This is a genomic window from Streptomyces sp. NPDC041205 (genome assembly GCF_055591765.1).
Genome location: NZ_JBVIZH010000002.1, coordinates 658,350 through 681,226 on the forward strand (window position 1 = coordinate 658,350; position 22,877 = coordinate 681,226).

Annotated in this window: 22 protein-coding genes and 2 tRNA genes; 10 read left to right on the forward strand and 14 right to left on the reverse strand. The window is 70.7% G+C overall.

The window, feature by feature from the left end:
- Positions 1-2: 2 nt before the first annotated feature.
- The 4 genes from rsrA to ACZ6BG_RS09925 all read right to left on the reverse strand — a co-directional run bounded on the left by rsrA (position 3) and on the right by ACZ6BG_RS09925 (position 2,791).
- A complete protein-coding gene (rsrA, locus tag ACZ6BG_RS09910) occupies positions 3-329 on the reverse strand; it encodes a mycothiol system anti-sigma-R factor (RefSeq protein ID WP_468451601.1) in 327 nt (108 codons plus the stop codon).
- Entirely contained in the window at positions 326-1,000 is a 675-nt protein-coding gene (locus ACZ6BG_RS09915; RefSeq protein WP_030359848.1) for a sigma-70 family RNA polymerase sigma factor, read from the reverse strand. The genes rsrA and ACZ6BG_RS09915 overlap by 4 nt, the downstream gene beginning before the upstream one ends.
- Positions 1,001-1,221: 221 nt before the next feature.
- On the reverse strand, positions 1,222-1,974 hold the full coding sequence (locus ACZ6BG_RS09920; protein ID WP_468999269.1) for an alpha/beta hydrolase family protein: 753 nt from the start codon (positions 1,972-1,974) through the stop codon (positions 1,222-1,224).
- A 1-nt stretch (position 1,975) separates the two neighbouring features.
- Entirely contained in the window at positions 1,976-2,791 is an 816-nt protein-coding gene (locus ACZ6BG_RS09925; RefSeq protein WP_468999271.1) for an SOS response-associated peptidase, read from the reverse strand.
- Between the two features lie 49 nt (positions 2,792-2,840).
- Here ACZ6BG_RS09925 and ACZ6BG_RS09930 point away from each other — a divergent pair, with 49 nt between their 5' ends.
- From ACZ6BG_RS09930 to ACZ6BG_RS09945, 4 genes are all read left to right on the forward strand, one after another.
- Positions 2,841-3,563 (forward strand): M50 family metallopeptidase, encoded by a 723-nt coding sequence (locus ACZ6BG_RS09930; protein WP_468999273.1) that lies wholly within the window; start codon positions 2,841-2,843, stop codon positions 3,561-3,563.
- Between the two features lie 125 nt (positions 3,564-3,688).
- Positions 3,689-5,005, forward strand: a complete 1,317-nt coding sequence (gene aroA / locus ACZ6BG_RS09935) for a 3-phosphoshikimate 1-carboxyvinyltransferase (RefSeq protein WP_468999278.1) — start codon at positions 3,689-3,691, stop codon at positions 5,003-5,005.
- Positions 5,006-5,020: 15 nt separating this feature from the next.
- Positions 5,021-6,031, forward strand: a complete 1,011-nt coding sequence (gene rsgA, locus ACZ6BG_RS09940) for a ribosome small subunit-dependent GTPase A (RefSeq protein WP_468999280.1) — start codon at positions 5,021-5,023, stop codon at positions 6,029-6,031.
- A gap of 152 nt (positions 6,032-6,183) precedes the next feature.
- Positions 6,184-6,507, forward strand: a complete 324-nt coding sequence (locus tag ACZ6BG_RS09945; protein WP_016645400.1) for a DMT family transporter — start codon at positions 6,184-6,186, stop codon at positions 6,505-6,507.
- A gap of 69 nt (positions 6,508-6,576) precedes the next feature.
- Here the strand turns inward: ACZ6BG_RS09945 and ACZ6BG_RS09950 are convergent, their stop codons facing one another.
- Positions 6,577-7,182, reverse strand: a complete 606-nt coding sequence (locus tag ACZ6BG_RS09950) for a TetR/AcrR family transcriptional regulator (protein WP_468999283.1) — start codon at positions 7,180-7,182, stop codon at positions 6,577-6,579.
- 147 nt (positions 7,183-7,329) lie between these two features.
- Here ACZ6BG_RS09950 and ACZ6BG_RS09955 point away from each other — a divergent pair, with 147 nt between their 5' ends.
- The gene (locus tag ACZ6BG_RS09955; RefSeq protein ID WP_468999285.1) at positions 7,330-8,184 is read left to right on the forward strand and encodes an inositol monophosphatase family protein; all 855 of its coding nucleotides are present in this window, start codon (positions 7,330-7,332) and stop codon (positions 8,182-8,184) included.
- Positions 8,185-8,463: 279 nt separating this feature from the next.
- Entirely contained in the window at positions 8,464-8,862 is a 399-nt protein-coding gene (locus ACZ6BG_RS09960; RefSeq protein ID WP_468999287.1) for a CBS domain-containing protein, read from the forward strand.
- Positions 8,863-8,995: 133 nt separating this feature from the next.
- Here ACZ6BG_RS09960 and ACZ6BG_RS09965 read toward each other — a convergent pair whose 3' ends face one another.
- On the reverse strand, positions 8,996-10,447 hold the full coding sequence (locus ACZ6BG_RS09965; RefSeq protein WP_468999289.1) for a catalase: 1,452 nt from the start codon (positions 10,445-10,447) through the stop codon (positions 8,996-8,998).
- Positions 10,448-10,591: 144 nt separating this feature from the next.
- On the opposite strand from ACZ6BG_RS09965, the gene ACZ6BG_RS09970 reads away from it, so the two are divergent.
- On the forward strand, positions 10,592-11,008 hold the full coding sequence (locus ACZ6BG_RS09970) for a Fur family transcriptional regulator (RefSeq protein WP_468999291.1): 417 nt from the start codon (positions 10,592-10,594) through the stop codon (positions 11,006-11,008).
- Positions 11,009-11,138: 130 nt separating this feature from the next.
- Here the strand turns inward: ACZ6BG_RS09970 and ACZ6BG_RS09975 are convergent.
- The 4 genes from ACZ6BG_RS09975 to ACZ6BG_RS09990 all read right to left on the reverse strand — a co-directional run bounded on the left by ACZ6BG_RS09975 (position 11,139) and on the right by ACZ6BG_RS09990 (position 16,637).
- Positions 11,139-11,212: transfer RNA gene (locus tag ACZ6BG_RS09975), tRNA-Met, on the reverse strand.
- Between the two features lie 55 nt (positions 11,213-11,267).
- A complete protein-coding gene (locus ACZ6BG_RS09980; RefSeq protein ID WP_468999293.1) occupies positions 11,268-13,199 on the reverse strand; it encodes a tetratricopeptide repeat protein in 1,932 nt (643 codons plus the stop codon).
- Positions 13,200-13,542: 343 nt separating this feature from the next.
- Positions 13,543-13,616 (reverse strand) — tRNA-Met (locus ACZ6BG_RS09985).
- A gap of 78 nt (positions 13,617-13,694) precedes the next feature.
- The gene (locus ACZ6BG_RS09990; RefSeq protein WP_469000177.1) at positions 13,695-16,637 is read right to left on the reverse strand and encodes a UPF0182 family membrane protein; all 2,943 of its coding nucleotides are present in this window, start codon (positions 16,635-16,637) and stop codon (positions 13,695-13,697) included.
- A gap of 151 nt (positions 16,638-16,788) precedes the next feature.
- Between ACZ6BG_RS09990 and ACZ6BG_RS09995 the strand changes: the two genes are divergently transcribed.
- On the forward strand, positions 16,789-17,346 hold the full coding sequence (locus tag ACZ6BG_RS09995; protein ID WP_468451577.1) for a PPA1309 family protein: 558 nt from the start codon (positions 16,789-16,791) through the stop codon (positions 17,344-17,346).
- 80 nt (positions 17,347-17,426) lie between these two features.
- On the opposite strand, the gene ACZ6BG_RS10000 is transcribed toward ACZ6BG_RS09995, so the two are convergent.
- The 4 genes from ACZ6BG_RS10000 to ACZ6BG_RS10015 all read right to left on the reverse strand — a co-directional run bounded on the left by ACZ6BG_RS10000 (position 17,427) and on the right by ACZ6BG_RS10015 (position 20,534).
- On the reverse strand, positions 17,427-18,521 hold the full coding sequence (locus ACZ6BG_RS10000; protein WP_468999297.1) for a YlbL family protein: 1,095 nt from the start codon (positions 18,519-18,521) through the stop codon (positions 17,427-17,429).
- A gap of 55 nt (positions 18,522-18,576) precedes the next feature.
- Positions 18,577-18,759 (reverse strand): hypothetical protein, encoded by a 183-nt coding sequence (locus ACZ6BG_RS10005; RefSeq protein WP_289946054.1) that lies wholly within the window; start codon positions 18,757-18,759, stop codon positions 18,577-18,579.
- A gap of 111 nt (positions 18,760-18,870) precedes the next feature.
- Entirely contained in the window at positions 18,871-19,332 is a 462-nt protein-coding gene (locus ACZ6BG_RS10010) for a molybdenum cofactor biosynthesis protein MoaE (RefSeq protein WP_468999299.1), read from the reverse strand.
- 110 nt (positions 19,333-19,442) lie between these two features.
- Positions 19,443-20,534, reverse strand: a complete 1,092-nt coding sequence (locus tag ACZ6BG_RS10015; RefSeq protein ID WP_468999301.1) for an SDR family oxidoreductase — start codon at positions 20,532-20,534, stop codon at positions 19,443-19,445.
- 304 nt (positions 20,535-20,838) lie between these two features.
- Here ACZ6BG_RS10015 and ACZ6BG_RS10020 point away from each other — a divergent pair, with 304 nt between their 5' ends.
- Both ACZ6BG_RS10020 and ACZ6BG_RS10025 read left to right on the forward strand, forming a co-directional pair.
- Positions 20,839-22,311, forward strand: coding sequence for a zinc-dependent metalloprotease (locus ACZ6BG_RS10020; protein WP_468999302.1), 1,473 nt, complete (start codon positions 20,839-20,841; stop codon positions 22,309-22,311).
- Positions 22,308-22,853 carry an NUDIX hydrolase gene (locus ACZ6BG_RS10025; RefSeq protein WP_468999304.1) on the forward strand — a complete coding sequence of 182 codons (546 nt, stop codon included), beginning with the start codon at positions 22,308-22,310 and terminating at the stop codon, positions 22,851-22,853. Before ACZ6BG_RS10020 ends, ACZ6BG_RS10025 begins: the two co-directional genes overlap by 4 nt.
- The last annotated feature ends 24 nt before the right edge of the window (positions 22,854-22,877 follow it).

Genomic DNA, 22,877 nt, shown 5'->3' on the forward strand with positions numbered 1-22,877 from the left:
GATCAGGCCTCGGTGACCCTGGCGGCCGCGCCGTCCACCGGCGTCGCCGTCAGGTCCTGGTCGGGCACCGCCTGGCCCGAGCGGATCAGGTCGATCCGGCCCATGACCTTGGCCCGCAGGTCGGCGGGCACGTCGTCCTGGCCGCAGCAGCGCTTCACCAGCTTCTTGACCGCCTGCTCGAGGCCGTACTTCTCCAGGCACGGAGAGCACTCCTCGAAGTGCGTCTCGAACTTGGTGCAGTCACTGTCCGGCATCTCGTGGTCAAGGAACTCATAGAGATGGTCCAGGACCTCACTGCAGTCAGTCTCGTGCGGCTCTCCGCAGCTCATGAGCCCGAGCCTTTCGCTTCGTTCGACTCCCCGGCACCGGCCGGGACCAGGCCGCGGTCACGCGCGTAGTCCTCCAGCATGCCGCGGAGTTGGCGGCGGCCGCGGTGAAGACGGGACATCACCGTACCGATGGGTGTACCCATGATGTCGGCGATCTCCTTGTACGCAAAGCCCTCTACGTCCGCGAGATAGACGGCGATGCGGAATTCCTCCGGAATCGCCTGCAGCGCGTTCTTCACGTCGGAGTCCGGCAGGTGGTCGAGCGCCTGCGACTCGGCCGAGCGCAGACCGGTGGACATGTGCGACTCGGCGCGCGCGAGCTGCCAGTCCTCGATCTCCTCGGCGGCGCTGCGCTGGGGCTCGCGCTGCTTCTTGCGGTACGAGTTGATGAACGTGTTCGTGAGGATGCGGTACAGCCAGGCCTTGAGGTTGGTGCCCTCGCGGAACTGGTGGAACGACGCGTACGCCTTCGCGTAGGTCTCCTGGACCAGGTCCTCCGCGTCCGCCGGGTTGCGCGTCATGCGCAGCGCCGCGGAGTACATCTGGTCGAGGAAGGTCAGCGCGTCCCGCTCGAAGCGGGCCGTGCGCTGTGCGGCCGTCTCCTCGGGCTGCCCGGACTGCTCGGCGTGGCCGTTCTCGGTCCCTGCGTCGGTCCCAGTGACCGGACCCACCTCCTCCAACGACGTGGCGGGTCCGAAAGCGGCCCCACTCGAATCGGAGGATAGACGACGACCCGCACCGCGCGCCGCCCGAATAGGCGTGGCCTTGGGCGCGCTCAGCACCGTCCACTCCAGGTCAGACGTGGTGGAGCGGTTCGGGCAGATGGTCGAACCCATGCGGCGGACTCCCTCTAGTACGAACGGCTTGTGCAGTCTGCTCCGCACAACAGCGGTCACCGCTTCACCATTCCCGCGGTCCATGCGACGACGGCGTCCGTGATGAGTTTCACCGCTTCGTCCTGGGAGAGGTCTGCTTTCTTCGGTACGGAGAAGCCGTGGTCCGCGAAAGGGATCTCGACGAGGTCGTACGAGCCCTTGCCGCTCTTGTCGTTCTTGCTGCTCTTGCCGCTCTTGCCGCTCTTGCCGCTCTTGTCGTTCTTCGCGTCCGGGAACTCCGCGGGCCTGCCGAAGGGGTCGTTGCCGCCCTGGACGACGAGCGTGGGCACGCCCGCGCCGAGCAGTTCGTCCGCGCGGGACTTCTCCGGCTTGCCGGGCGGGTGCAGCGGGAAGCTGAGCGCCAGCACGGCCGCCGCCCCCAGTTCGCCCGCGGTGCGGCAGGCGACCCGGGCCCCGGCGCTGCGGCCGCCCGCGATCACCGGGAGGCCGGGCTCGGTGAGCGCGGGCCACAGGCCGCGCCAGCCGACGTCGAGGGTCTTGGGGGCGGGCGCCACCTTCTTGCCGGCGACGCGCCAGGGCTGCTCCACCAGGGCCACGGTCACGCCGTGCGCGGGCAGCTCGGCGGCGAGGGCCTGGAGGTCCTTGGCCTCGATCCCGCCGCCGGCGCCGTGGCTGACGGCGAGGACGAGCCGTGCGCCCTCGGCGGCGTACCAGGTGATCCGCGCCTCACCGGCGCCGGTCTCGACTGTCTCCACGGACTTGGCCGACTTGGCCGACTTGGCCGACTTAACGGTCTCGCTCTTGGTCACGTCAGAAGAGTGTGCCCTCTTCCGGAGCCTCCAGCTCCGTCAGCAGCTCCGGTCCGTTGTTCTTCACACTGCTCACCGCCGTGGACACCGGGTAGGCCCGCATCAGCCCGTGCGGGGGCGGCTCCAGGAGGGAGCGCAGGTCGTCCACGTCCGTGCGGGCGGGGTCGAGCCAGGCGTCCCAGCGGTCGGGGGTCAGCATCAGCGGCATGCGCGGGTGGATGTCCGCGAGCGCCTGCGGGCCTTCCTTGGGGCCGACGGCCAGCGGGGCGGTCTCCGCCTCCGTGGTGATCACCGAGCAGGTCACCCACCAGGCGAGGGGGTGCTCGTCGGGGAGCGTCCTGTCGCGCCAGAACTCGTAGAGCCCCGCCATCGCGAACACCGACCCGTCGGCCGGGGTCACGAAGTACGGCTGCTTGCGGGGCCGCTTCTTCTTCCCCTCGACCTCCAGCTCCCGCTCGGCCTCGCCGGTCACCCACTCGTAATAGCCGTCCGCGGGCAGCACGCACCGGCGCGTGGTGAAGGCCCGCCGGTACGACGGCTTCTCGTGCACCGTCTCCGCGCGCGCGTTGATCATCCGCGCGCCGCCCTCGGGCGTCTTCGCCCAGGACGGTACGAGTCCCCACTTCAGCTTGCGCAGCTGACGAACCGGACGGCGGTCCTCGGCGTCCTTAAGAGGGCGGTCGAGGACGGCGTAGACCTCTTTGGTGGGAGCGACGTTGTAGTCGGGCTCCAGGGCCTCTTCCGGCTCCCACTTCTCGATCTCAAAGATTCCTGCGAGATCCTCTGGTCTACGACTCGATGCATACCGTCCGCACATACGTGCCAGACTGCCACGCCACGGCCGACGTTAGGGAGCCAACGAAGCAATGCACACCACCGCTTCCGCCAGCCTGGGCGACCTCTGGGACCGCCTCACCGGCACGCAGGCCGCCCCCGAGCAGTGGCTGGTGTTCGTCACCGCGGCCGTCGCCCTCGCCGCCGTCCTGCCGCACGCCGTCTGGCGGGTCTCCCGCAACGCCGTCACCATCGCCCACGAGGGCGGCCACGGCCTGGTCGCCCTGCTCACCGGGCGCCGCCTGGACGGCATCCGGCTGCACTCCGACACCAGCGGCCTGACCGTCAGCCGCGGCAAGCCCACCGGCCTCGGCATGATCCTCACCGCCGCCGCGGGCTACACCGCGCCGCCGCTGCTCGGCCTCGCGGGCGCCGCGCTGCTCGGCGAGGGCCGCATCACGGCGCTCCTGTGGGTCGCCACGGCCCTGCTCGTCGCCATGCTGGTGATGATCCGCAACGCCTACGGCGCGCTCACCGTGATCATCTCGGGCGGGGTGTTCCTCGGCGTCTCCTGGCTCGCGGACACGGATGTGCAGGCGGCCTTCGCGTACACCGCGGTGTGGTTCCTGCTGCTCGGCGGCGTACGTCCCGCCTTCGAGCTGCAGTCCAAGCGCAGGCACGGGGGCGCCGGGGACTCCGACGCGGACCAGTTGTCGCGGCTCACGCACGTTCCGGCGGGGATGTGGCTGTTCCTGTTCCACGCCGTCTCGCTGTGCTCGCTGATAGGGGGAGCGCGCTGGATGCTCACGGTGTGACATCCGGCGGACGGCCCGCGGTCACCCCGTGGTGGCCCGGTACTCCCCGCCCGTTCTCTGTTTCGCCTGGGTTTCGCCACATTTGATCAAGATTCGTGGTCGGCGCCAGCCACTAAAGTGTGGGCATGACCGTGAACCCGACACACACCGCCCTCTGGCCCGCCCCGCACGCGAGCGGAGCCGTCGCCGCGACGGTCCACGTGCCGGGGTCGAAGTCGGTCACCAACCGTGGCCTCGTCCTCGCCGCGCTCGCCGCCGAGCCCGGCTGGCTGCGGCGCCCGCTGCGCTCCCGCGACACCCTCCTGATGGCGGCCGCGCTGCGCGCCATGGGTGTGGGCATCGAGGAGGGCGTCGGCCCCGACGGCTCCGGTGAGGCCTGGCGTGTGATCCCCTCGGGCCTGCGCGGCCCGGCCACGGTCGACGTCGGCAACGCGGGCACGGTCATGCGCTTCCTGCCGCCGGTCGCCGCGCTGGCCGACGGCCCGATCCGCTTCGACGGCGACCCCCGTTCGTACGAGCGCCCCCTGCACGGCGTGATCAACGCGCTGCGCGCCCTCGGCGCCCGCATCGACGACGACAGCCGCGGCGCCCTGCCCCTGACGGTGCACGGCGGCGGCGCCCTGGACGGCGGCCAGGTCGAGATCGACGCCTCCTCCTCGTCCCAGTTCGTGAGCGCCCTGCTGCTCTCGGGCCCGCGCTTCAACCAGGGCGTGGAGGTGCGGCACGTGGGCAGCGCCCTGCCGTCCATGCCGCACATCCGGATGACCGTCGACATGCTGCGCGCGTGCGGTGCCCAGGTCGACACCCCCGAGGCGGGCGGCGAGCCGAACGTCTGGCGGGTCACGCCCGGCGCCCTGCTCGGCCGCGACCTGACCGTCGAGCCGGACCTGTCCAACGCCCAGCCGTTCCTGGCCGCGGCCCTGATCACCGGCGGCCGCGTCACCGTCCCCGACTGGCCCGCGCGCACCACCCAGCCCGGCGACGCGCTGCGCCGGATCTTCACCGAGATGGGTGGTTCCTGCGAGCTGACCGAGCAGGGCCTGACCTTCACCGGCTCCGGCTCCGTCCACGGCATCGACGTCGACCTCAGCGAGGTCGGCGAGCTGACCCCCGGCATCGCCGCCGTCGCCGCCCTCGCCGACTCCCCCTCGACCCTGCGCGGCGTCGCCCACTTGCGCCTGCACGAGACGGACCGCCTGGCCGCGCTCACCAAGGAGATCAACGAACTGGGCGGCGACGTCACCGAGACCGCCGACGGCCTGCACATCCGCCCGCGCCCCCTGCACGGCGGTGTCTTCCACACGTACGACGACCACCGCATGGCCACCGCGGGCGCGATCATCGGCCTCGCCGTGCCCGGCGTACAGATCGAGAACGTCGCGACCACCGCCAAGACGCTGCCCGACTTCCCCGAACTGTGGGCCGGGATGCTCGGGAACTGACGGGCGATCACGACCATGCGCCGCTACGGCAAGAACCCGGACGAGGACGACATCCGCGTCCGCCCCAACCGCAAGGGCAACCGCCCGCGCACACACATCCGCCCCAAGCACGAGGACGCCTCCGAGGGCATGGTCCTCACCGTCGACCGAGGCCGCCTCACCTGTCTCGTCGACGACCGCGTCATCCACGCGATGAAGGCCCGTGAGCTGGGCCGCAAGGCCGCCGTCGTCGGCGACCGCGTCGCCATCGTCGGCGATCTGTCCGGCAAGAAGGACACCCTCGCGCGCATCGTCCGCATCGAGGGCCGCACCTCCGTCCTTCGCCGCACCGCCGACGACGACGATCCCTACGAGCGCGTGGTCGTCGCCAACGCCGACCAGCTCGCCATCGTCACCGCCCTCGCCGACCCCGAGCCGCGCCCCCGCATGATCGACCGCTGCCTCGTCGCGGCCTACGACGGCGGCCTCACCCCGCTGCTCGTCCTCACCAAGTCCGACCTCGCGCCCCCGGACAAACTCCTGGAGCTGTACGGGGACCTGGACATCCCCTACGTCGTCACCAACCGCGAGGAACTGGAGAACGGCGACGCCGCCGACCGCGTGCGCGCCGAACTCGCCGGGAAGATCACGGCGTTCGTCGGCCACTCCGGCGTCGGCAAGACGACCCTGGTGAACGCCCTGGTCCCGCCGGAGCGGCGACGCAGCACCGGCCATGTGAACGCGGTGACGGGACGCGGCCGGCACACCACCACCTCCGCCCTCGCGCTGCCGCTGCCCGACGACGAGGGCTGGGTCGTCGACACCCCGGGCGTGCGCTCCTTCGGCCTGCACCACGTCGACCCGTCGCGCGTCATCCACGCCTTCCCCGACCTGGAGCCCGGCACGGAGAACTGCCCGCGCGCGTGCAGCCACGACGAGCCGGACTGCGGGCTCGACGCGTGGGTGGCCGAGGGGCACGCGGATCCGGCGCGGCTGTACTCGCTGCGCCGCCTGCTCGCGACGCGTGAACGGCACGAGGGCGACTGATCGGCCCTGAACTCCATCAGCCCCGAACTCCGTCGGCCCTGAACTCCGCGTTGTTTACGCCCTCGTCGCTCCGGTAAGTGCATAATCGCACCAAGATTGATTCAAGCTTTGGTGAAGCGGTCACGGAACGTACGGACGTGGGAGGCACAACCATGGCGTGGCTGCTGGTCATCGTCGCCGGGATCCTCGAGACGGGCTTCGCGGTCTGCCTGAAGCTGTCCCACGGCTTCACCCGCCTCTGGCCCACCATCGCGTTCGCGTCCTTCGCGCTCGGCAGCTTCGGGCTGCTGACCCTCGCCCTGAAGAAGCTGGACGTGGGACCCGCGTACGCGGTCTGGACGGGCATCGGGGCCGCGGGCACGGCGATCTACGGGATGATCTTCCTCGGCGACCTGGTGTCCACGTTGAAGATCGTCTCCATCTCGCTGGTGATCGTCGGCGTCATCGGCCTGCAGCTCTCGGGGTCGGCGCACTGACCTCGGCGCCCTGACCTCGGCGGCATCGGGCCACTGACGCCGGCCGGTCCCGTCGTACCGCCAGAACGGTCACCGCCCCGCCGCCCCCGCGATCACCCTCCGCACGAGCCGCGCCGGGTCCTCCTCCCGCCCCGCGGGCGCCACCACGTACGACAGCGCCACCCGCACCGCGCTCTCGCAGGCCCGCGCCAGCTCCTCCGTCTCCGAGGGGCGGCCGCGCTCCGTGAGGGCGGCCATCGCGCGGTCCCTGACCTGGGCCAGGAGTTCGGCAGGGGTGGGCACGCCCGCGTCGGCGCGGCGCTGGGCGGGGACCGGGGAGCTGGACACGGCCGCCCGGCTCGGCACCGGAAGGCGCTCGCCCCAGAAGCCGGTGAGCACCGCCCGTACCAGGACGTTGTCGCGCGCCGCCCCGATCGTCCACGCGCTCACCGCCGCAAGGCGGTCCACGGGGTCGCGGGCCTGTGCGAGCGCCCGCTCGACGCCGCGCAGATACGCGTCGGTCTCGCGCCGGAGCAGCGCCCGGGCGAGGCCGTCCTTGCTGCCGAACTCGTTGTAGAGGGTCTGCCGGGACACCCCGGCGACGGCTGCCACATCGACCATCCGCACCCCGGCCCACGGCCTGCGGGCCAGCGCGGTGTAGGCCGCGTCCAGCAGTGACTCCCGCGCTGCAGGCATCGTCGCCTCCCGCTGCCCCGGGCCTGAACGGCCCTTGCGGTCCTGTTCGCCAGAGTTGACGCGCCCGCGGGCACTGTCAAGGGTTCCTGCGGGCGCCGCCCGATACGCGCTGTGGCTCGTGCGAAACGGGATCGATACTGTTCACCCATGCCCGACTACCACGATGATCTGCGCCTCGCCCACGTCCTCGCGGACGCCGCCGACGCCGCGACCATGGACCGGTTCAAGGCCCTCGACCTCAAGGTCGAGACCAAGCCGGACATGACGCCGGTCAGCGAGGCCGACAAGGCCGCCGAGGAGCTGATCCGCGGCCAGCTCCAGCGGGCACGGCCGCGGGACGCGATCCTCGGCGAGGAGTACGGCGTCGAGGGCACGGGCCCCCGCCGCTGGGTCATCGATCCGATCGACGGCACCAAGAACTACGTACGCGGCGTACCTGTCTGGGCCACGCTCATCTCCCTCATGGAGGCGGGCCCGATTGATCCTGGTCCGCAAAGCGGCTCGTTTGAGGGTGGCGGTGGGAGACGGGAGGGCGGCTATCAGCCGGTCGTCGGCGTCGTCTCGGCGCCCGCGCTAGGCCGTCGCTGGTGGGCCGCGAAGGGCGGCGGCGCGTACACGGGCCGCAGCCTGACCTCCGCGACGCGGCTGCGCGTCTCCGAGGTCTCGCGGATCCAGGACGCCTCGCTCGCGTACTCCTCGCTGAGCGGCTGGGAGGACCAGGGTCGCCTCGACGGCTTCCTCGACCTCACCCGGGCCTGCTGGCGCACGCGTGGCTACGGGGACTTCTGGCCGTACATGATGGTCGCCGAGGGCTCCGTCGACCTGTGCGCGGAGCCGGAGCTGTCGCTCTGGGACATGGCGGCGACCGCGATCGTCGTGACCGAGGCGGGCGGCAGCTTCACCGGCCTCGACGGCACCCCCGGCCCGCACAGCGGCAACGCGGCGGCGTCGAACGGCCTGCTCCACGACGAGCTGCTCGGCTACCTCAACCAGCGCTACTGACCCGGACCGCCGCCGTCGGCGTACGGCGAGGGGACGCGAACCGCCGCCGTCCGCGTACGTCGAACGGACGTGCACCGGCGCTCGCGCCCATGGCGAACTGACCCCGCACGCCCTCTTGTTGCCGCCCGGCGCGCCTGCGACTCTGAGAGTCCCCCCACTTGTGAACTTGTGAACCCGTTCTCCGAGTCGATGCCGTGGATGCCTTCCTCCGCCATGAAGCGGAGGCAATCCTTCGGCATCGCGTGGACCACGGGTTCACCAAGGAGGTGGCTCCAGCCCATGCTCGTCCGCGACGCCATGAGCACGATGGTCCTCACCATCGGCCCCGCCCACACCCTCCGGCAGGCGGCCCGGCTGATGTCGGCCCGCCGCGTCGGCGCGGCCGTCGTCCTCGACCCCGACACCTACGGCCTCGGCATCCTGACCGAGCGCGACGTCCTCATCTCCCTCGGCCTCGGCCAGGACCCGGACACCGAGACCGCGGGCACGCACACGACGACCGACGTCGTCTTCGCCGCGCCGACCTGGACCCTGGAGGATGCCGCCGACGCGATGTCGCACGGCGGGTTCCGGCACCTCATCGTGCTCGACGGCGACGAGCCGGTGGGCATCGTCTCCGTACGCGACATCATCCGCTGCTGGGCGCCGATACGCCGCCGGGCGGCGACCCTGGCCTGAGCGCAACGGCGCCTGTGCGGACGACATCCGCACAGGCGCCGCACGAAACAGCAACCATCGATTGAGCAACCCCCACGCCGAGAAACCAGGTCCGCGAGAGCGGCGCCGGTTCAGGCGCAAAAGGGGAGGGGCGCTAGCCCCGTAGGGCCTGGACCGCGGCCTCGAGGCGCTTGCCGAAGTCACCGTCCGCCTTGCGGAAGTTGTCGATGGCGCGCTCGGCGATGTCGTCGCGGGAGACGCCCGCGATGTTGCCCGCGAGGTTCTCGATCAGACGCGCCTGCTCGTCCTGCGACATCAGCCGGTAGAGGTTGCCCGCCTGCACGAAGTCGTCGTCCTCGGCGTGGCTCGGGGCCTCGTGGTTGCCGGTGCCGCCGCTGACGGGCGTGGACGCCCACAGCGCGCGGTCCGTCTGGAAGGGGCCGCCGAAGCTGTTCGGCTCGTAGTTCTTCGCGCCCTTGTGGCGGCCGTCGTACAGGAAGCCGTCCCGGCTGTTCGTGCGCGCCTCGGTGGCGTGCGGGCGGTTCACCGGCAGGTGGTCGGCGTTGATGCCGACGCGGTACCGGTGGGCGTCGCCGTACGCGAACAGGCGGCCCTGGAGCATCTTGTCGGGCGACGGGCCGATGCCCGGCACGAAGTGGGCGGGGCTGAAGATGGACTGCTCGACCTCCGCGAAGACGTTCTCCGGGTTGCGGTTGAGCTCCAGCTTGCCGATCTCGACCGGCGGGTAGTCCTCGTGCGGCCACACCTTGGTGAGGTCGAAGGGGTTGAAGCGGTAGTTCGCCGCGTCGGCCGCCGGCATGATCTGCACCTGCACGGTCCAGGACGGGAACTCGCCGCGCTCGATGGACTCGCGCAGGTCGCGCTGGTGGGAGTCCGGGTCCTTGCCCGCGAGGATCTCGGCGTCCGCGGCGGTCAGGTTCCTGATCCCCTGGTCCGTCTTGAAGTGGTACTTGACCCAGAAGACCTCACCGGCCTCATTGGTCCACTGGTACGTGTGCGAGCCGTAGCCGTTCATGTGGCGGTACGACGCCGGAATGCCGCGGTCGCCGAACAGCCAGGTCACCTGGTGCGTGGACTCCGGGCTCAGGCCCCAGAAGTCCCAGACGTTGTCGGCCTCCTGGGAGCCCGTGTACGGGTCGCGCTTCTGGGTGTGGATGAAGTCCGGGAACTTGATGGCGTCCTTGATGAAGAACACCGGGGTGTTGTTGCCGACGAGGTCGTAGTTGCCCTCCTCGGTGTAGAACTTCAGCGCGAAGCCGCGCGGGTCGCGCACCGCGTCCGCCGCGCCCAGGTTGCCGGCCACCGTGGAGAAGCGGAGGAAGGTCTCCGTCTGCTTGCCGACCTCGGAGAGGAACGCGGCGCGCGTGTACTTCGTGACGTCGGCGGTCACCGTGAACGTGCCGTAGGCGCCCGCGCCCCGCGCGTGCACGACGCGCTCCGGGATGCGCTCGCGGTTGAAGTGCGCCAGCTTCTCGAGGAGCGCCTGGTCCTGCACCAGGACCGGTCCGCCGACGCCCGCGGTCTCGCTGTTCTGGTTGTCCGCCACCGGTGCGCCGGCCTCGGTGGTGAGGGGTCCCTGCGTCACGTGCGCCTCCTGCGTCATTTGGTGCAAGTCCTGTCCCTTGGCTTATGCCGAACTCGATCCTACGATAGACAATGTCTAAGTCAAGTAAGCTTCCAAAGTCACACCCGTTCGGGACCTGGTCCCTTGCCTGTTAGGCTGGCTGTCATGAGTGACCTGTTGGAACGACTGCGCGGACGCGGCTGGCGGATGACCGCGCAGCGGCGTGTCGTGGCCGAGGTCCTCGACGGAGAGCATGTGCATCTGACGGCGGACGAGGTCCATGCCCGCGCCGTCGACAAGCTGCCGGAGATCTCCCGGGCGACCGTCTACAACACCCTGGGCGAGCTGGTCTCGCTCGGCGAGGTCCTCGAGGTCTCGACGGACCGCAGAGCCAAGCGGTACGACCCGAACGCGCACCGCCCCCACCAGCACCTGGTGTGCGCCCGCTGCGGCGCCATCCGCGATGTACACCCGACGGGGAACCCGCTGTCGGCGCTCCCCGACTCGGAGCGCTTCGGCTTCACGATCTCGGACGTGGAGGTCACGTATCGGGGCGTGTGCCCCCACTGCGCGGCGGCGTAGCGCCTCTTCTTCTCACGCGAAGGCCCGGCACCGTGGGTGCCGGGCCTTCGCCGTTCAACGTGTACGTACGACCGCGTACGCAAACGACCGAGGGCCGGATCCGCAATGGATCCGGCCCTCGGTCTTTCAGTAGCGGGGACAGGATTTGAACCTGCGACCTCTGGGTTATGAGCCCAGCGAGCTACCGAGCTGCTCCACCCCGCGTCGGTGAACCCAACAGTACGCCAGGCCCACGACCAGCGCAAATCGCTTCCGGTGGCTACGCCGTCAGCTCCTGCCGCAGCGCCTCGCGCAACCGCGCGGCCCGCTCGGCGACCTCCGCGGGCCCGAGCTCCACGGCCCGGGAGGCCCACCGCTGCCCTTCGGTGAGCTGCCCCCGCCGCGCGTACAGCAGCGCGAGCCGCAGCGCCGCCCGCCCGTGCCCCGCGTCGGCGGCCCGGGTCCACCACAGCGCCGCCTCCGGCTCACTGCCCTCCCGGGCCAGCAGCAGCCCCAGGTTGAAGGCCCCGTTCCGGCTGCCCGCCTCCGCGGCGAGCCGGTACCAGCGCGCGGCCTCGACCACGTCGCCCCGGCCCGCGGCGAGCATCCCGACCCGCACCTGGGCGCGCCGATGCCCCTGCTCGGCCGCGCGCTCGTACCACTCCTCACACTCGGTCTTCTGCGCGGCGGGCTCACCGAGCGCGGGCGGCCCCGCGGGTGGACGCCGCGCGTCGAGCACGGTGCCGAGCCGGTACGCCGCCTCCGCGCTGCCGCCGCCCGCCGCACACCGCAGGTGCCGCTCGGCGTCCCGCTCGTCGCCGTCGCGCAGCCGCGCCGTGCCGACCTGGAGGGCGGCCTCGGTGTGCCCGGCAGCGGCGGCCCGCTCGTACCACTTGAGGGCCGCGGTGTCGTCCCCCCGACTCGCGTACAGAATCCCGAGGTTGAACGCCGCGTCCACACTGCCGGCCTCCGCGGCCTTGGAGAACCACGGCTCGGCACCGGCCGCGTCGCCGCCCTGGAGCAGCAGCACGGCGAGCGCGTTGGCCGCCTCGCGGTGCCCGGCGTAGGCGGCGCGGCGGTACCACTGGTCGGCCTGCGCGGTGCGCTTCTGCTCGGCGCACAGCAGGCCGAGGTTGTACGCGCCGTTGTTGTCGCCCGCGTCCATGGCCGCGCGGTACCAGCGCTCGGCGGTCTGGGTCTCGCCGCGCTCGGCGTGCAGCGCGCCCAGGGCGTTGGCGGCGTTCCCGTCGCCGTCCTGGGCGGCCCGCAGCCACCACACGGCGGCGTTCTCCTCGTCGCCCGCGTCGCGCAGCAGGAAGCCGAGCGCGCAGGCGGCACGCGCCTCGCCGTCCTTGGCGGACGTCAGGTACCAGCGCCCGGCCTCCTTGAGGTCACCGCGCCGCTCCAGGATCGCGCCCAGGTGCAGGGCGGCCCGGCGGTGGCCGCGCGCGGCCGCCTGGCGGTACCACTGCTCGGCCTCGTCGGTGAGCGAGAGGCCGCGGTCGCCGCGCCGGGCGTCGGCGCCGCCCGCGCGGACACCGTCCTTGCGTCCGTTGTCAGAGCGCGCGTCACCGGAGCGTGTACCACTGACAGGGCGCATGCTTCCAATGCGCGCCCCCATGTCGGGGCGTACGAGACCGGGCTTCGCGCCGTCGGTCCGCCCACCCGCGCCGGGGCGCGCGGACTGACCGGACAGCGCGGGGCGCAGACCGGTCCCGGTCCGGGCGCCGGACTCCCCCGGCCCCTCCCGCTCCGCGCGCTTGTCGAGCACCCGCGCGAGGCGGTACGCCGCCTCGCGGTGGCCGCGCTCGGCCGCCGTGCGCATCCAGCGCTCGGCGCCCACGTCACCGCGGTGTTCCAGGAGATCGGCGAGGGCGTACGCCCCCAGCGTGTGGCCCTGCTCGGCGGACTGCCGGAGCCAGTACTCGGCGGCGGGCTCGTCGCCGCGCTCACGGTGGTGCCGGCCGAGCGCGTGCGCCGCTGCGGCGGAACCGGCGACGGCGGCGATGCGCCACCATCCTGCCGCTTCGTCGACATATCCACGCTGGTGCAGAAGGACGCCGAGGTTGTTGGCGGCGGCACGGTCACCGGCCGCGGTCGCGGCCCGCAGCAAGGATTCGGCACCGTCGAGATCACCGCGGCGCAGCAGCAGGCTGCCGAGAACGCTCATCGCGTCCACGTCTCCGGCCTCAGCCGCGATCCGGTGCCGCATCTCCTCAGCGGCCGACCCGGGATCCTCCCGTTCGGCCGGCTGCGCAAACCGCCCACTCTCCAACAGAGTTGCCTTGTCCCCCATAACGTCCATCGTCGCACCACCTGCAACCTGGGTACACCTGGTATACCGCAGCCAGTGAGGTCACTTCAGCGTTTTGTCGACATGCCCACAGAGAGATAAGTGAAACACAGCTTTGCCCAACTCCCCCCGCCCGGACCACTCTTCGCACGAACCCCACACCGATGGCATGGGCCACCGGTATAAGCCCTGATCGCACCAGGACCGGGCCGGCACATGACGAAGGCCCGGATCCTCTAGAGGATCCGGGCCTTCGCGTGAGTAGCGGGGACAGGATTTGAACCTGCGACCTCTGGGTTATGAGCCCAGCGAGCTACCGAGCTGCTCCACCCCGCGCCGTTGTGTGGCAACCGTACCACGGCGCGGGGTGGTGCCCGCGCGCTGCCCGCGCGCTACGGGCGGGCAGCGCGGCGGCTAGCCGCTGTCCCCGCCGCCCTTGTCCGATCCCTTGCCGTCGCCCTTGCCCTCGCCACTGCCCGACGGCTTGGTCTGGGCGTCCTCGGCCCGCTGCAAGGCGTCCTGCAGCTTCTGCTGCGCCTTGCCGTAGGCCTCCCAGTCGTCGTTCTTGAGGGCCTCCTTGCCTTCGTCGATCGCCTTCTGGGCGTCGTCGATGGCCTTCTGGAGACCGGGATTCCCGGTCGCCGGTGGCTTCTCCTTGTCGGGCTTGCCAGGTTCATCGCCCTTGTCCGGTGGCTCGGTGGGCGTCTTGGCATCCGTACCGAAGACCACGTTGAGCGCCTTGTCCAAGGTGTCCTCGAAGGCGATCTTGTTGCCGTAGGTGACGAGGACCTTCTTCAGGAGCGGATACTTCAGCCCGCCGCCCTTGACGTAGACGGGCTCGACATAGAGCAGGCCTCCGTCCAGCGGCACGGTGAGCAGATTTCCGTAGTCGACTTCGGAGTCGCCGCCCTTGAGGAGTCTGATCTGTTCCGCGATCGCTTCGTTGGAGTTGAACTTGCTCTGGACCTGTTTGGGTCCGTCGACCGTCGTGCTCGACGGCATCTTCAGGATTCTGATCTTGCCGTAGTCATCGGTCCCCGCCTCGGCGTTGACCGACATGAAGGCACTCAGGTTGTCCCGGCCGTTGGGATTGAAGGACGTCGTCAGCGAGAAGTCCTGCTGTTTCTGACCGGGCATCTTCATGCTCAGGTAGTACGGCGGGACGGCGCTCGACGTCTGGTTCGTCGGGTCGTCCGGCACCTGCCACACCTCGCTGCCGCTCAGGAACGTCTCGGCGTCCTTCACGTGGTAGCGGGTGAGCAGTTCGCGCTGCACCTTGAACAGGTCCTGCGGATAGCGCAGGTGGTCCATCAGGGCCGCGGAGATCTCGCTCTTGTCCTTGACAGTGCCCGGGAACGCCTTGCGCCACGTCTTCAGGACGGGGTCCTTGGTGTCCCACTCGTAGAGCTTGACGTCTCCGGTGTAGGCGTCGACGGTCGCCTTCACCGAGTTGCGGATGTAGTTGACCTGGTTCTGCTGGGCCACCACCGCGCGCTGGTTGTTCTTCGCCGTCAGCGAGTCGGCCGTGGTGTCGCCGAGCGTGGTGCGCGAGGCGTACGGATAGCCGTTCGTCGTGGTGTACGCGTCGACGATCCACTGGATCTTGTTGCCGACGACCGCCGGATAGGCGTCACCGTCGATGGTCAGCCAGGGGGCCACCGCTTCGACGCGCTCCTTGGGCGTGCGGTTGTACAGGATCCGCGAGCCCTCACCGATCGCTCCGGAGTACAGCATCTGCGGTTCGCCGAACGACACCGCGTACGCCGCCCTGTTGAGCGGGTTGGAGAGGTTGACGCCGCTCTTGCCCTTGTAGCTGGTCGTCTTCTCGCCGTCGTCGTCGGAGTAGTCGATCTCCTTCTGGGGACCGCCGACGATCGAGTACTGCGTGGTCTTCTCGCCGTAGTAGATCCGCTGCTGGTACTTGCCGAGGTTGCCCTTGGACGGCAGGTCGGACTCGGTGAACTTCGGCCGGCCCTGCTCGTCGGCCTCGGTGCCCTTGGCCGCGACCACGCCGTACCCGTGGGTGTAGCGGAAGTGGTCGTTGATCCAGTTGTTCTTCGGGATGCCGTCCAGGTTCAGCTCGCGCAGACCGATGACGGTGTCCTGCTCCTTGCCGTCCTTCGACTTGTACCGGTCGACGTCCAGGTTCGACGGGAAGCCGTAGTAGTTCTTCATCTGCTGGAGCTGCTGGAACGTCGGCGAGACGATGTTCGGGTCGAGCAGCCGCAGGCTCGCCGCGCCCGCCACGTCGTCGCGCAGCTTCGTCTTGTCGGTGGTCCGGCTGACGCCGGGGTACTCCGTGACGTTGGTGCCGCCGATGCCGTACGCCTTGCGGGTCGCCTCGAGGTTCTTCTCGACGTACGGCGACTCCTTGGCCTGCTCGTTCGGCTGGACCTGGAACTTCTGCACGATGGCCGGGTACAGACCGCCGATGAGGATCGCGGAGAGCACCATCAGGCCGAAGCCGATGACCGGCAGCTGCCAGGTGCGCCGCCACAGCGTCGCGAAGAACAGCAGCGCGCAGATGACGGCGATGCAGAACAGGATGGTCTTCGCCGGGAGGTAGGCGTTCGCGTCGACGTAGCGCAGACCCGTCCAGTTGCCCGTGGCCTTGAAGTCACTGGACTTCACCGCGAGGCCGTACCGGTCGAGCCAGTACGCGACCGCCTTGAGGGCCACGAAGATGCCGATGAGCACCGAGAGATGACCGGTGGCCGCGGCCGTGGCCCGCCCGCCGGGGCTGGTGATGCGCAGCCCGCCGTACAGGTAGTGGGTCAGGGCGGCGGCGATCACCGAGAGCACCGCGGCGGCGAAGCCGAAGCCCAGCAGGAAGCGGTACCAGGGCAGGTCGAAGGCGAAGAAGGACACGTCCAGATGGAACTGGGGGTCCTTCTGGTGGAAGGGGACGCCGTTGACCCACATCAGCCAGGTGCGCCACTGGCCGGCGGCGGACGCGCCCGCGATCAGGCCGACGAGGGCCGTGATGCCGATCAGCAGCCACTTCTTGTAGGGCGCGATCGCCATGCGGTACCGGTCGAGGCTCTGCTGCTCCATCGACATGGCGCTGAGCGGCGGGCGCAGCCGGTGCGCCAGCCAGATGTTCACGCCGACGGCGGCCGCCATGATGAGACCGAAGACGAAGAACAGGCCGATCTTGGTCCACAGGGTCGTGGTGAAGACGGATGAGTAGCCGACGGAGCGGTACCAGAGCCAGTCCGTCCAGAATCCCGCGAACATGACGAACGCCATGGCCAGGACGGCCAGGACGCCGAGCGTCATGAGCAGGGTCCGGACGCGACGGGACGGTCGGCCCACTCTGATCCGTGGCCCCGTCGGGCCTCCGCCGCGGTCCGGCATCTGGAAAGCCAAGGTGCGCACCTCGAAGTTCGCTGTAGCTGTTGCTGTGGCTGGCTGAAACGGGCCCCGCGATCGTAGAGCCCACTCATGCAACTTACCGACGCTTTACTCAGTTCCCGTTCCCGGGTCCGAACGAGGCAGGATATTGGGCATGCCCAACGTTTCCTCCTCCGGCCCACCGATGGCCGCGAGTCCCCTCACCCGCGCAGTGCTCGAAATCGACGACTATGTGGCCGGTCTCGGCTGGGATCAGCCCGCACGGCTCTTCGCGCTCGTCGACACCGCCCGGCTCCGTGTGCAGGAGCCGACCCTGGCGGACCGCCTCGGCCTTGCCGACGCCGCGGCCGCCGCGCCCCTGACCCCCATCGAGCAGGAGGAGCTGCCCGCGGGCTCCCCGCTCGACGAGTTCCTCGGCACCATCGCCTGGCCCGACTCGGTCGCCGGCTGCGCTCTGAGCGTGGAGCGCCTGATGCTCCCGCCGTCCGCGGAGGCGTCCGTTCCGGAGGGCATGAGCGAGAAGCAGCTCGCGAAGTGGGTCGCCAAGCACCCCGAGCGCCAGGAGGTCCGCATGACCGTCGCGGTGCTGCGTGACGGCGCCCGCGAGTCGGCTCTGCGGCTGCGTGAGAAGGACGCGGCGACGGACGTCCTCACGGGCTCGGACCTGGTGCCGGGGCTCGCGGAGGCGCTGGCGGCGACCTTCGCGGAGTAGCTTCCTGATCCTTTTCCCGTACTACTTCCCGTACTACGTGGCCGGGGCCGGCGTCCGCCGCCCCGGCCACTGCCGTCGGATCAGCCCTTCGTGGTGCACTTCGGCAGGTCGGCGGTGTCGCCCTTGCTGATGGCCTTGAGCGACTTCACGGCGTCCTTGATGGTGTCCACCTTGACCAGCGTGAGCCCGTCGGGGACGTCGCTCGCGGCGGACGCGCAGTTGTCCTTCGGCGTCAGGAAGTACTCGGCGCCCTTGTCGCGCGCGCCGACGGTCTTCATCTCGATGCCGCCGATCGGGCCGACCTTGCCGTTGTCCTCGATGGTGCCGGTGCCGGCGACGAACTTGCCGCCGGTGAGGTCGCCCGGCGTGAGCTTGTCGACGATGCCGAGGGCGAACATCAGCCCGGCGCTGGGTCCGCCCACGTCGGCGAGCTTGATGTCGATGGTGAACGGGTACGTGTGGTCGGTCCCGGCCTTGATGCCGACCATCGCGACCTTGGGGTCGTCATCGGCCTTCGTCGTGGTGATCTTCACTTCCTCGGTCGCGGCGGGGCGCTTGTCGGCCTTCTCCGCGGCGGCCGCCTCCTTGACGGGGACGATCCCGAACACGACCTGCTCGCCCGGCTTGTGCTTCCTGACGAGCTCGGCGACGTCCGTGAACTCCTTCACGGGCTTGCCGTCGACGCTCCTGATGACGTCACCGGCGTGCAGCCTGCCCTCGGCCGGGCTGTCCTTGTAGACGGTGGAGACGACCACCTGCGACTTCACGGGGATCTTCAGTTCCTTCAGGGCGGCGACCTTGGCGCTCTCCTGGGACTGGCTGAACTCCTCCGCGTTCTCCTGCGTCGACTGCTGCTCGGTCTTGCCGTTCGGGTACAGGGTGTCGTGCGGCACGACGATGTTGTCGTGCGCCAGCCAGCCGTACACGGCCTCCGGGAGGTTCATCTTGTAGTCGGCGCTGGTCACCCTGACCGTCGTCATGTTCAGGTGACCGCTCGTCGGGTACGTCTTACGGCCCGAGATCTGCAGCACCGGCTCGCCGTCGTGGTCCCCCAGGGTGTTCACGGTCGGCCCCGGCGACATCTCCGAGTACGGCACTTTGATGAGCACTCCGGCGCAGAGCAGCGCGATCAGCATCAGGGTGGAGGCGAGCATCGTCGCAGTGCGGCGTGGCATGGAACGACAGTACGGGACGGTCCTGTGGGTGCATCCCCGGGGCGTCCGTACGGGATCAGGCAGGGGTGTCGGAGCCCGAGTGGGACTTCTCCATCGCCTCGCGGAACGCGGCGTAGCCGTTCAGCTCGCTGATGTCACCGGTCCTGCCGCTCTTGCGGTTCCGGTTGGCCCAACCGGCCCACAGACCGGCACCGACCGCCGCCAGAAGCGGAATCAGCAACCAGGCAAGCGACGCCATGTCGACCTCCCGACCCCATGAGCGACCAAAACTGACTGATCAGCAGATTAACCATCCGCTCCGTCAACGCTCACGGCAGGGGTCGGGTTACGCAACCGGAGCTCCCCTGCCCTAAGCCCCCACCCACTCTTCCCGGCCATCGGAGAACCGCTGGTGCTTCCAGATCGGCACCTCGTGCTTGAGGTCGTCGATCAGCTTGCGGCAGGCCGCGAAGGCCTCGGCCCGGTGCGGGCAGGACACCGCGACCACGACCGCGAGGTCTCCCACGGCGAGGTCACCGACCCGGTGCACCGCGGCCAGGGCGCGCACGGGGAAGTCGGCGACGACCTTCTCTGCCACCCGGCGCAGCTCGGCCTCGGCGCTGGGGTGGCTGGAGTACCCCAGCTCGTCGACGTCCGCGCCGCCGTCGTGGTCGCGCACCGTCCCGACGAACAGCGCCGTCCCACCCGCGGAGTCGTCCCCGACGGCCTGGAAGACCTCGTCGAGCGAGAGCGGGGTGTCCCGGATCGCCAGCAGCCGAATCGGCTCGGCACCAGCCTGCTCACCGGGGTGGTCCATCGGGTTACGCGCCATGCCCCCATCGTGCCGCACACCACTGACATCCAGGAATAGCGTTTTCCCCCGGCACCGGCACCCACCACTTGGACGTCCCTACAGCAGCGAGCCCCGCCCCCGGCGGGACGCTAAAGCCGCCGCCGAGCCTTCCGCGCCCGCCGCACCAAGGCAGCCGTACCCAACAGGGCGACCGTCGCGCCCGCGGCCCCCGCAGCCGTGGCGTCCTTGCGCCCGAGCCGGCGCCCGGCGACGGTCCGCCGCCCGGCGACCTCGTCGAGGAGCTCCGCGAGGACCTCCTCGTTGGTCCACTGCGGCCGCCACCCGGCGTCGTGCAGCCGACTGACGCTGACGACCCACGGGTACATCGTGTAGGCGAGATCCCCCGCCGGGGACGGCGTGAGCCCGATCCGGTGGAGCCGGGCGGCGGCTCCGAGAGCGACGGCGGACGGCAGCTCCATGCGCCGGATCCCGCTCAGCTCCTCGACCTCCTCCTGCTCCAGCCACCCGTCGCACCCGACGGCCAGATCCCCGTCGACCTTCTCCACGACGGCGTACTCCAACGCGCTGCACAGATCGTCGACGTGGCAGAACTGCCACGCGGGCCGCGACCCGGCCACCACCAGAAGCCGCGGCGACTCGAAGTACCTGGTCAGCGCCGTGTCGGTGCCGCCGACGAGGATCGCGGGCCGCACCACGGTGACGTTCAGACCGGGATGCGCGCGCGGCGCGCGGCGGGCGAGCCGCTCGATCTCCAGAAGGTCACCGACGCCCGTCGCCTCCGCGGTCGCCCGCAATTCGGCGTCTTCGGAGAGGGGCAGTTCGTTGTCGGAGAGCGCTCCGTAGACCATCGCCGAGGTGCACAGGACGACCCGGTGCACACCCGCGGCGGCGGCCGCGGTGAGGACGGTCTGCGTGCCGCGCACGTTGTACGCGGTGCGGGCGGCGCCGTCGGTCTCCAGGTCGAGATCGAGCGCCAGGTGCACGACGACGTCCACGCCGCGCAGCTTCTCGGCGATGGCAGGGTCGCGGACGTCGAGGATGTGCCACTGCGCCCGCGCGCACTCACCGCGGCGCTCGTCGATGGCCACGACCTGCTTGATCTCGTCGGACGCGGCCAGGCGCTCGGTGAGCTGCGCGCCCACGCCGGCGGCCGCGCCGGTGACGGCGACGACGGGACCGCGCGCGGAGGCGGACGAGGAGCCGTCGCGCAGCGGCACCACCGCGGGCGGCGTCTCCCCCGCCGCCTCGGCGTCCGGCCCTCCGCCAGCCTCGGGCGGCGTCGGGTCTTCGGGGTTTCGCGCTGCGCGAACCTGTGGATCTGGGGAACTCACCGGGCGTCTCCAGCGGTTGTCTTCAGTACAGACGCAAACTGACGCGTACGTACCAGGTGGCACCATCCTGCCGCAGCCCCCGGGGCGGCGGAGCACCGAGGCCCGAACCCGCCGCGGTGTCTACGCTGGGTGGTGTTGTCGGGCAGCCGCCGCCGGACCCAAGATCCGGTGGCCTTACGAGCCGAGGAACCCCGTGAGTGACACCCCATTCGGATTCGGCCTTCCGCCGGAGGAGCCGGAGAACGGCGACGAGGGCAAGAAGAAGGACACCCCCGGAGGGGGACAGGGTTCCGGTGGCCCTGCCAACCCGTTCGGCTTCGGGCCGCTGGGAGCGGGCGGCGCGGGGGGTGACAACCCCTTCGCCGCGATGTTCGGATCGATGAATCCGAACGACCTGGGGGCCGCGTTCCAGCAGCTCGGCCAGATGCTGTCGTACGAGGGTGGTCCCGTGAACTGGGACATGGCCAAGGACATCGCCCGCCAGACCGTCTCGCAGGGCACCCCTGACGGCACCAAGGACGCGAGTGTCGGCCCCGCCGAGCGCTCCTCGGTCGAGGAGGCCGTGCGCCTGGCGGACCTGTGGCTGGACGACGCGACGTCCCTGCCGTCGGGCGCGGGCAGCGCCGTCGCCTGGAGCCGCGCCGAGTGGGTCGAGGCGACCCTCCCGGCCTGGAAGGAGCTCGTCGACCCGGTCGCCGAGCGGGTCGGCCTCGCCATGGGCGACGTCCTGCCGGACGAGATGCAGGCCATGGCGGGCCCGCTGATCGGCATGATGCGCTCCATGGGCGGCGCCATGTTCGGCCAGCAGATCGGCCAGGCCGTCGGCGTCCTCGCGGGCGAGGTCGTCGGCTCCACGGACATCGGCCTGCCCCTCGGCCCCGCGGGCAAGGCCGCGCTCCTGCCGGTGAACGTGGAGGCGTTCGGCAAGGACCTGGGCGTGCCGATGGAGGAGGTGCGCCTGTATCTGGCCCTCCGCGAGGCCGCCCACCAGCGGCTCTTTGCGCACGTGCCGTGGCTGCGCTCGCATCTGTTCGGCGCCGTCGAGGGGTACGCGCGCGGGATCAAGGTCGACACCTCCAAGCTGGAGGACGTCGTCGGCCAGTTCGACCCGCAGAACCCGGAGCAGCTCCAGGAAGCGCTCCAGCAGGGCATGTTCCAGCCCGAGGACACGGCCGAGCAGAAGGCCGCCCTCGCCCGCCTGGAGACCGCTCTCGCGCTCGTCGAGGGCTGGGTGGACGCGGTCGTGCACGCGGCGGCCAAGCCCCGCCTGACGTCCGCGGACGCGCTGCGCGAGACGCTGCGCAGGCGCCGTGCCACCGGCGGCCCCGCCGAGCAGACCTTCGCCACCCTGATCGGCCTGGAGCTGCGCCCCCGCCGTCTGCGGGACGCCTCGCGCCTGTGGGCCTCGCTCACGGACGCGCGCGGTGTGGACGGCCGCGACGGCCTGTGGGCCCACCCGGACATGCTGCCGACGGCCTCGGACCTGGACGACCCGGACGGCTTCGTGCACCGCGAGCAGCTGGACTTCTCCGAGCTGGACAAGATGCTCGGCGAGGCGGCGAGCGGCGGCACGTCCGGCAAGCCGGACCTCAAGAAGGGCGACGCCGAGGACGGCGGCCCGGCGGACGGCGGCTCCGGCGAGGGCAAGGACGACGACAGCAAGTGAGCCTGCACGACGACGCGGTTCTCGTACTGAAGGCATACGACGGCCGGGACGACCAGGACGCAGCCCAGGACGAGCTGCGCCAGTACTACCTGGACCACCTGTCGGCGCGCCCCGAGGACGGCCTGTGGAAGGCCTGCACGGACGGGCACGTGACCGCCAGTGCCCTGGTCGTCGACCCGGCGCGCGGGCGCGTGCTGCTCACGCTGCACAAGAAGCTGCGGATGTGGCTCCAGATGGGCGGCCACTGCGAGCCGGGCGACACGACGCTGGCCGGGGCCGCGCTGCGGGAGGCGACGGAGGAGTCCGGCATCCCCGGTCTGACGCTCCTGGCGGGCGGTCCGATCCGCCTGGACAGGCACCCGATCCCCGGCCCGTGCACCCAGCACCTGGACGTGCAGTACGCCGCCCTGGCCCCGGCGGACGCCACCGAGGCGATCAGCGACGAGTCCCTGGACCTGCGCTGGTTCGCGTACGACGAGGTGGCGGACGTGGCCGACGAGTCCGTCGTACGCCTGGTGCGGGCCACGCGCGCGCGGCTGTGACGCGGCGCTGAAACAGCGGCTGAG

Bases quoted from the DNA above. Each gene is read 5' to 3' on its own strand.
- rsrA (WP_468451601.1), bottom strand. From the start codon at position 329: ATGAGCTGCGGAGAGCCGCACGAGACTGACTGCAGTGAGGTCCTGGAC.
- ACZ6BG_RS09925 (WP_468999271.1), bottom strand. From the start codon at position 2,791: ATGTGCGGACGGTATGCATCGAGTCGTAGACCAGAGGATCTCGCAGGA.
- ACZ6BG_RS09930 (WP_468999273.1), top strand. From the start codon at position 2,841: ATGCACACCACCGCTTCCGCCAGCCTGGGCGACCTCTGGGACCGCCTC.
- aroA (WP_468999278.1), top strand. From the start codon at position 3,689: ATGACCGTGAACCCGACACACACCGCCCTCTGGCCCGCCCCGCACGCG.
- rsgA (WP_468999280.1), top strand. From the start codon at position 5,021: ATGCGCCGCTACGGCAAGAACCCGGACGAGGACGACATCCGCGTCCGC.
- ACZ6BG_RS09945 (WP_016645400.1), top strand. From the start codon at position 6,184: ATGGCGTGGCTGCTGGTCATCGTCGCCGGGATCCTCGAGACGGGCTTC.
- ACZ6BG_RS09950 (WP_468999283.1), bottom strand. From the start codon at position 7,182: ATGCCTGCAGCGCGGGAGTCACTGCTGGACGCGGCCTACACCGCGCTG.
- ACZ6BG_RS09955 (WP_468999285.1), top strand. From the start codon at position 7,330: ATGCCCGACTACCACGATGATCTGCGCCTCGCCCACGTCCTCGCGGAC.
- ACZ6BG_RS09960 (WP_468999287.1), top strand. From the start codon at position 8,464: ATGCTCGTCCGCGACGCCATGAGCACGATGGTCCTCACCATCGGCCCC.
- ACZ6BG_RS09970 (WP_468999291.1), top strand. From the start codon at position 10,592: ATGAGTGACCTGTTGGAACGACTGCGCGGACGCGGCTGGCGGATGACC.
- ACZ6BG_RS09980 (WP_468999293.1), bottom strand. From the start codon at position 13,199: ATGCGGCACCGGATCGCGGCTGAGGCCGGAGACGTGGACGCGATGAGC.
- ACZ6BG_RS09990 (WP_469000177.1), bottom strand. From the start codon at position 16,637: ATGCCGGACCGCGGCGGAGGCCCGACGGGGCCACGGATCAGAGTGGGC.
- ACZ6BG_RS09995 (WP_468451577.1), top strand. From the start codon at position 16,789: ATGCCCAACGTTTCCTCCTCCGGCCCACCGATGGCCGCGAGTCCCCTC.
- ACZ6BG_RS10000 (WP_468999297.1), bottom strand. From the start codon at position 18,521: ATGCCACGCCGCACTGCGACGATGCTCGCCTCCACCCTGATGCTGATC.
- ACZ6BG_RS10005 (WP_289946054.1), bottom strand. From the start codon at position 18,759: ATGGCGTCGCTTGCCTGGTTGCTGATTCCGCTTCTGGCGGCGGTCGGT.
- ACZ6BG_RS10010 (WP_468999299.1), bottom strand. From the start codon at position 19,332: ATGGCGCGTAACCCGATGGACCACCCCGGTGAGCAGGCTGGTGCCGAG.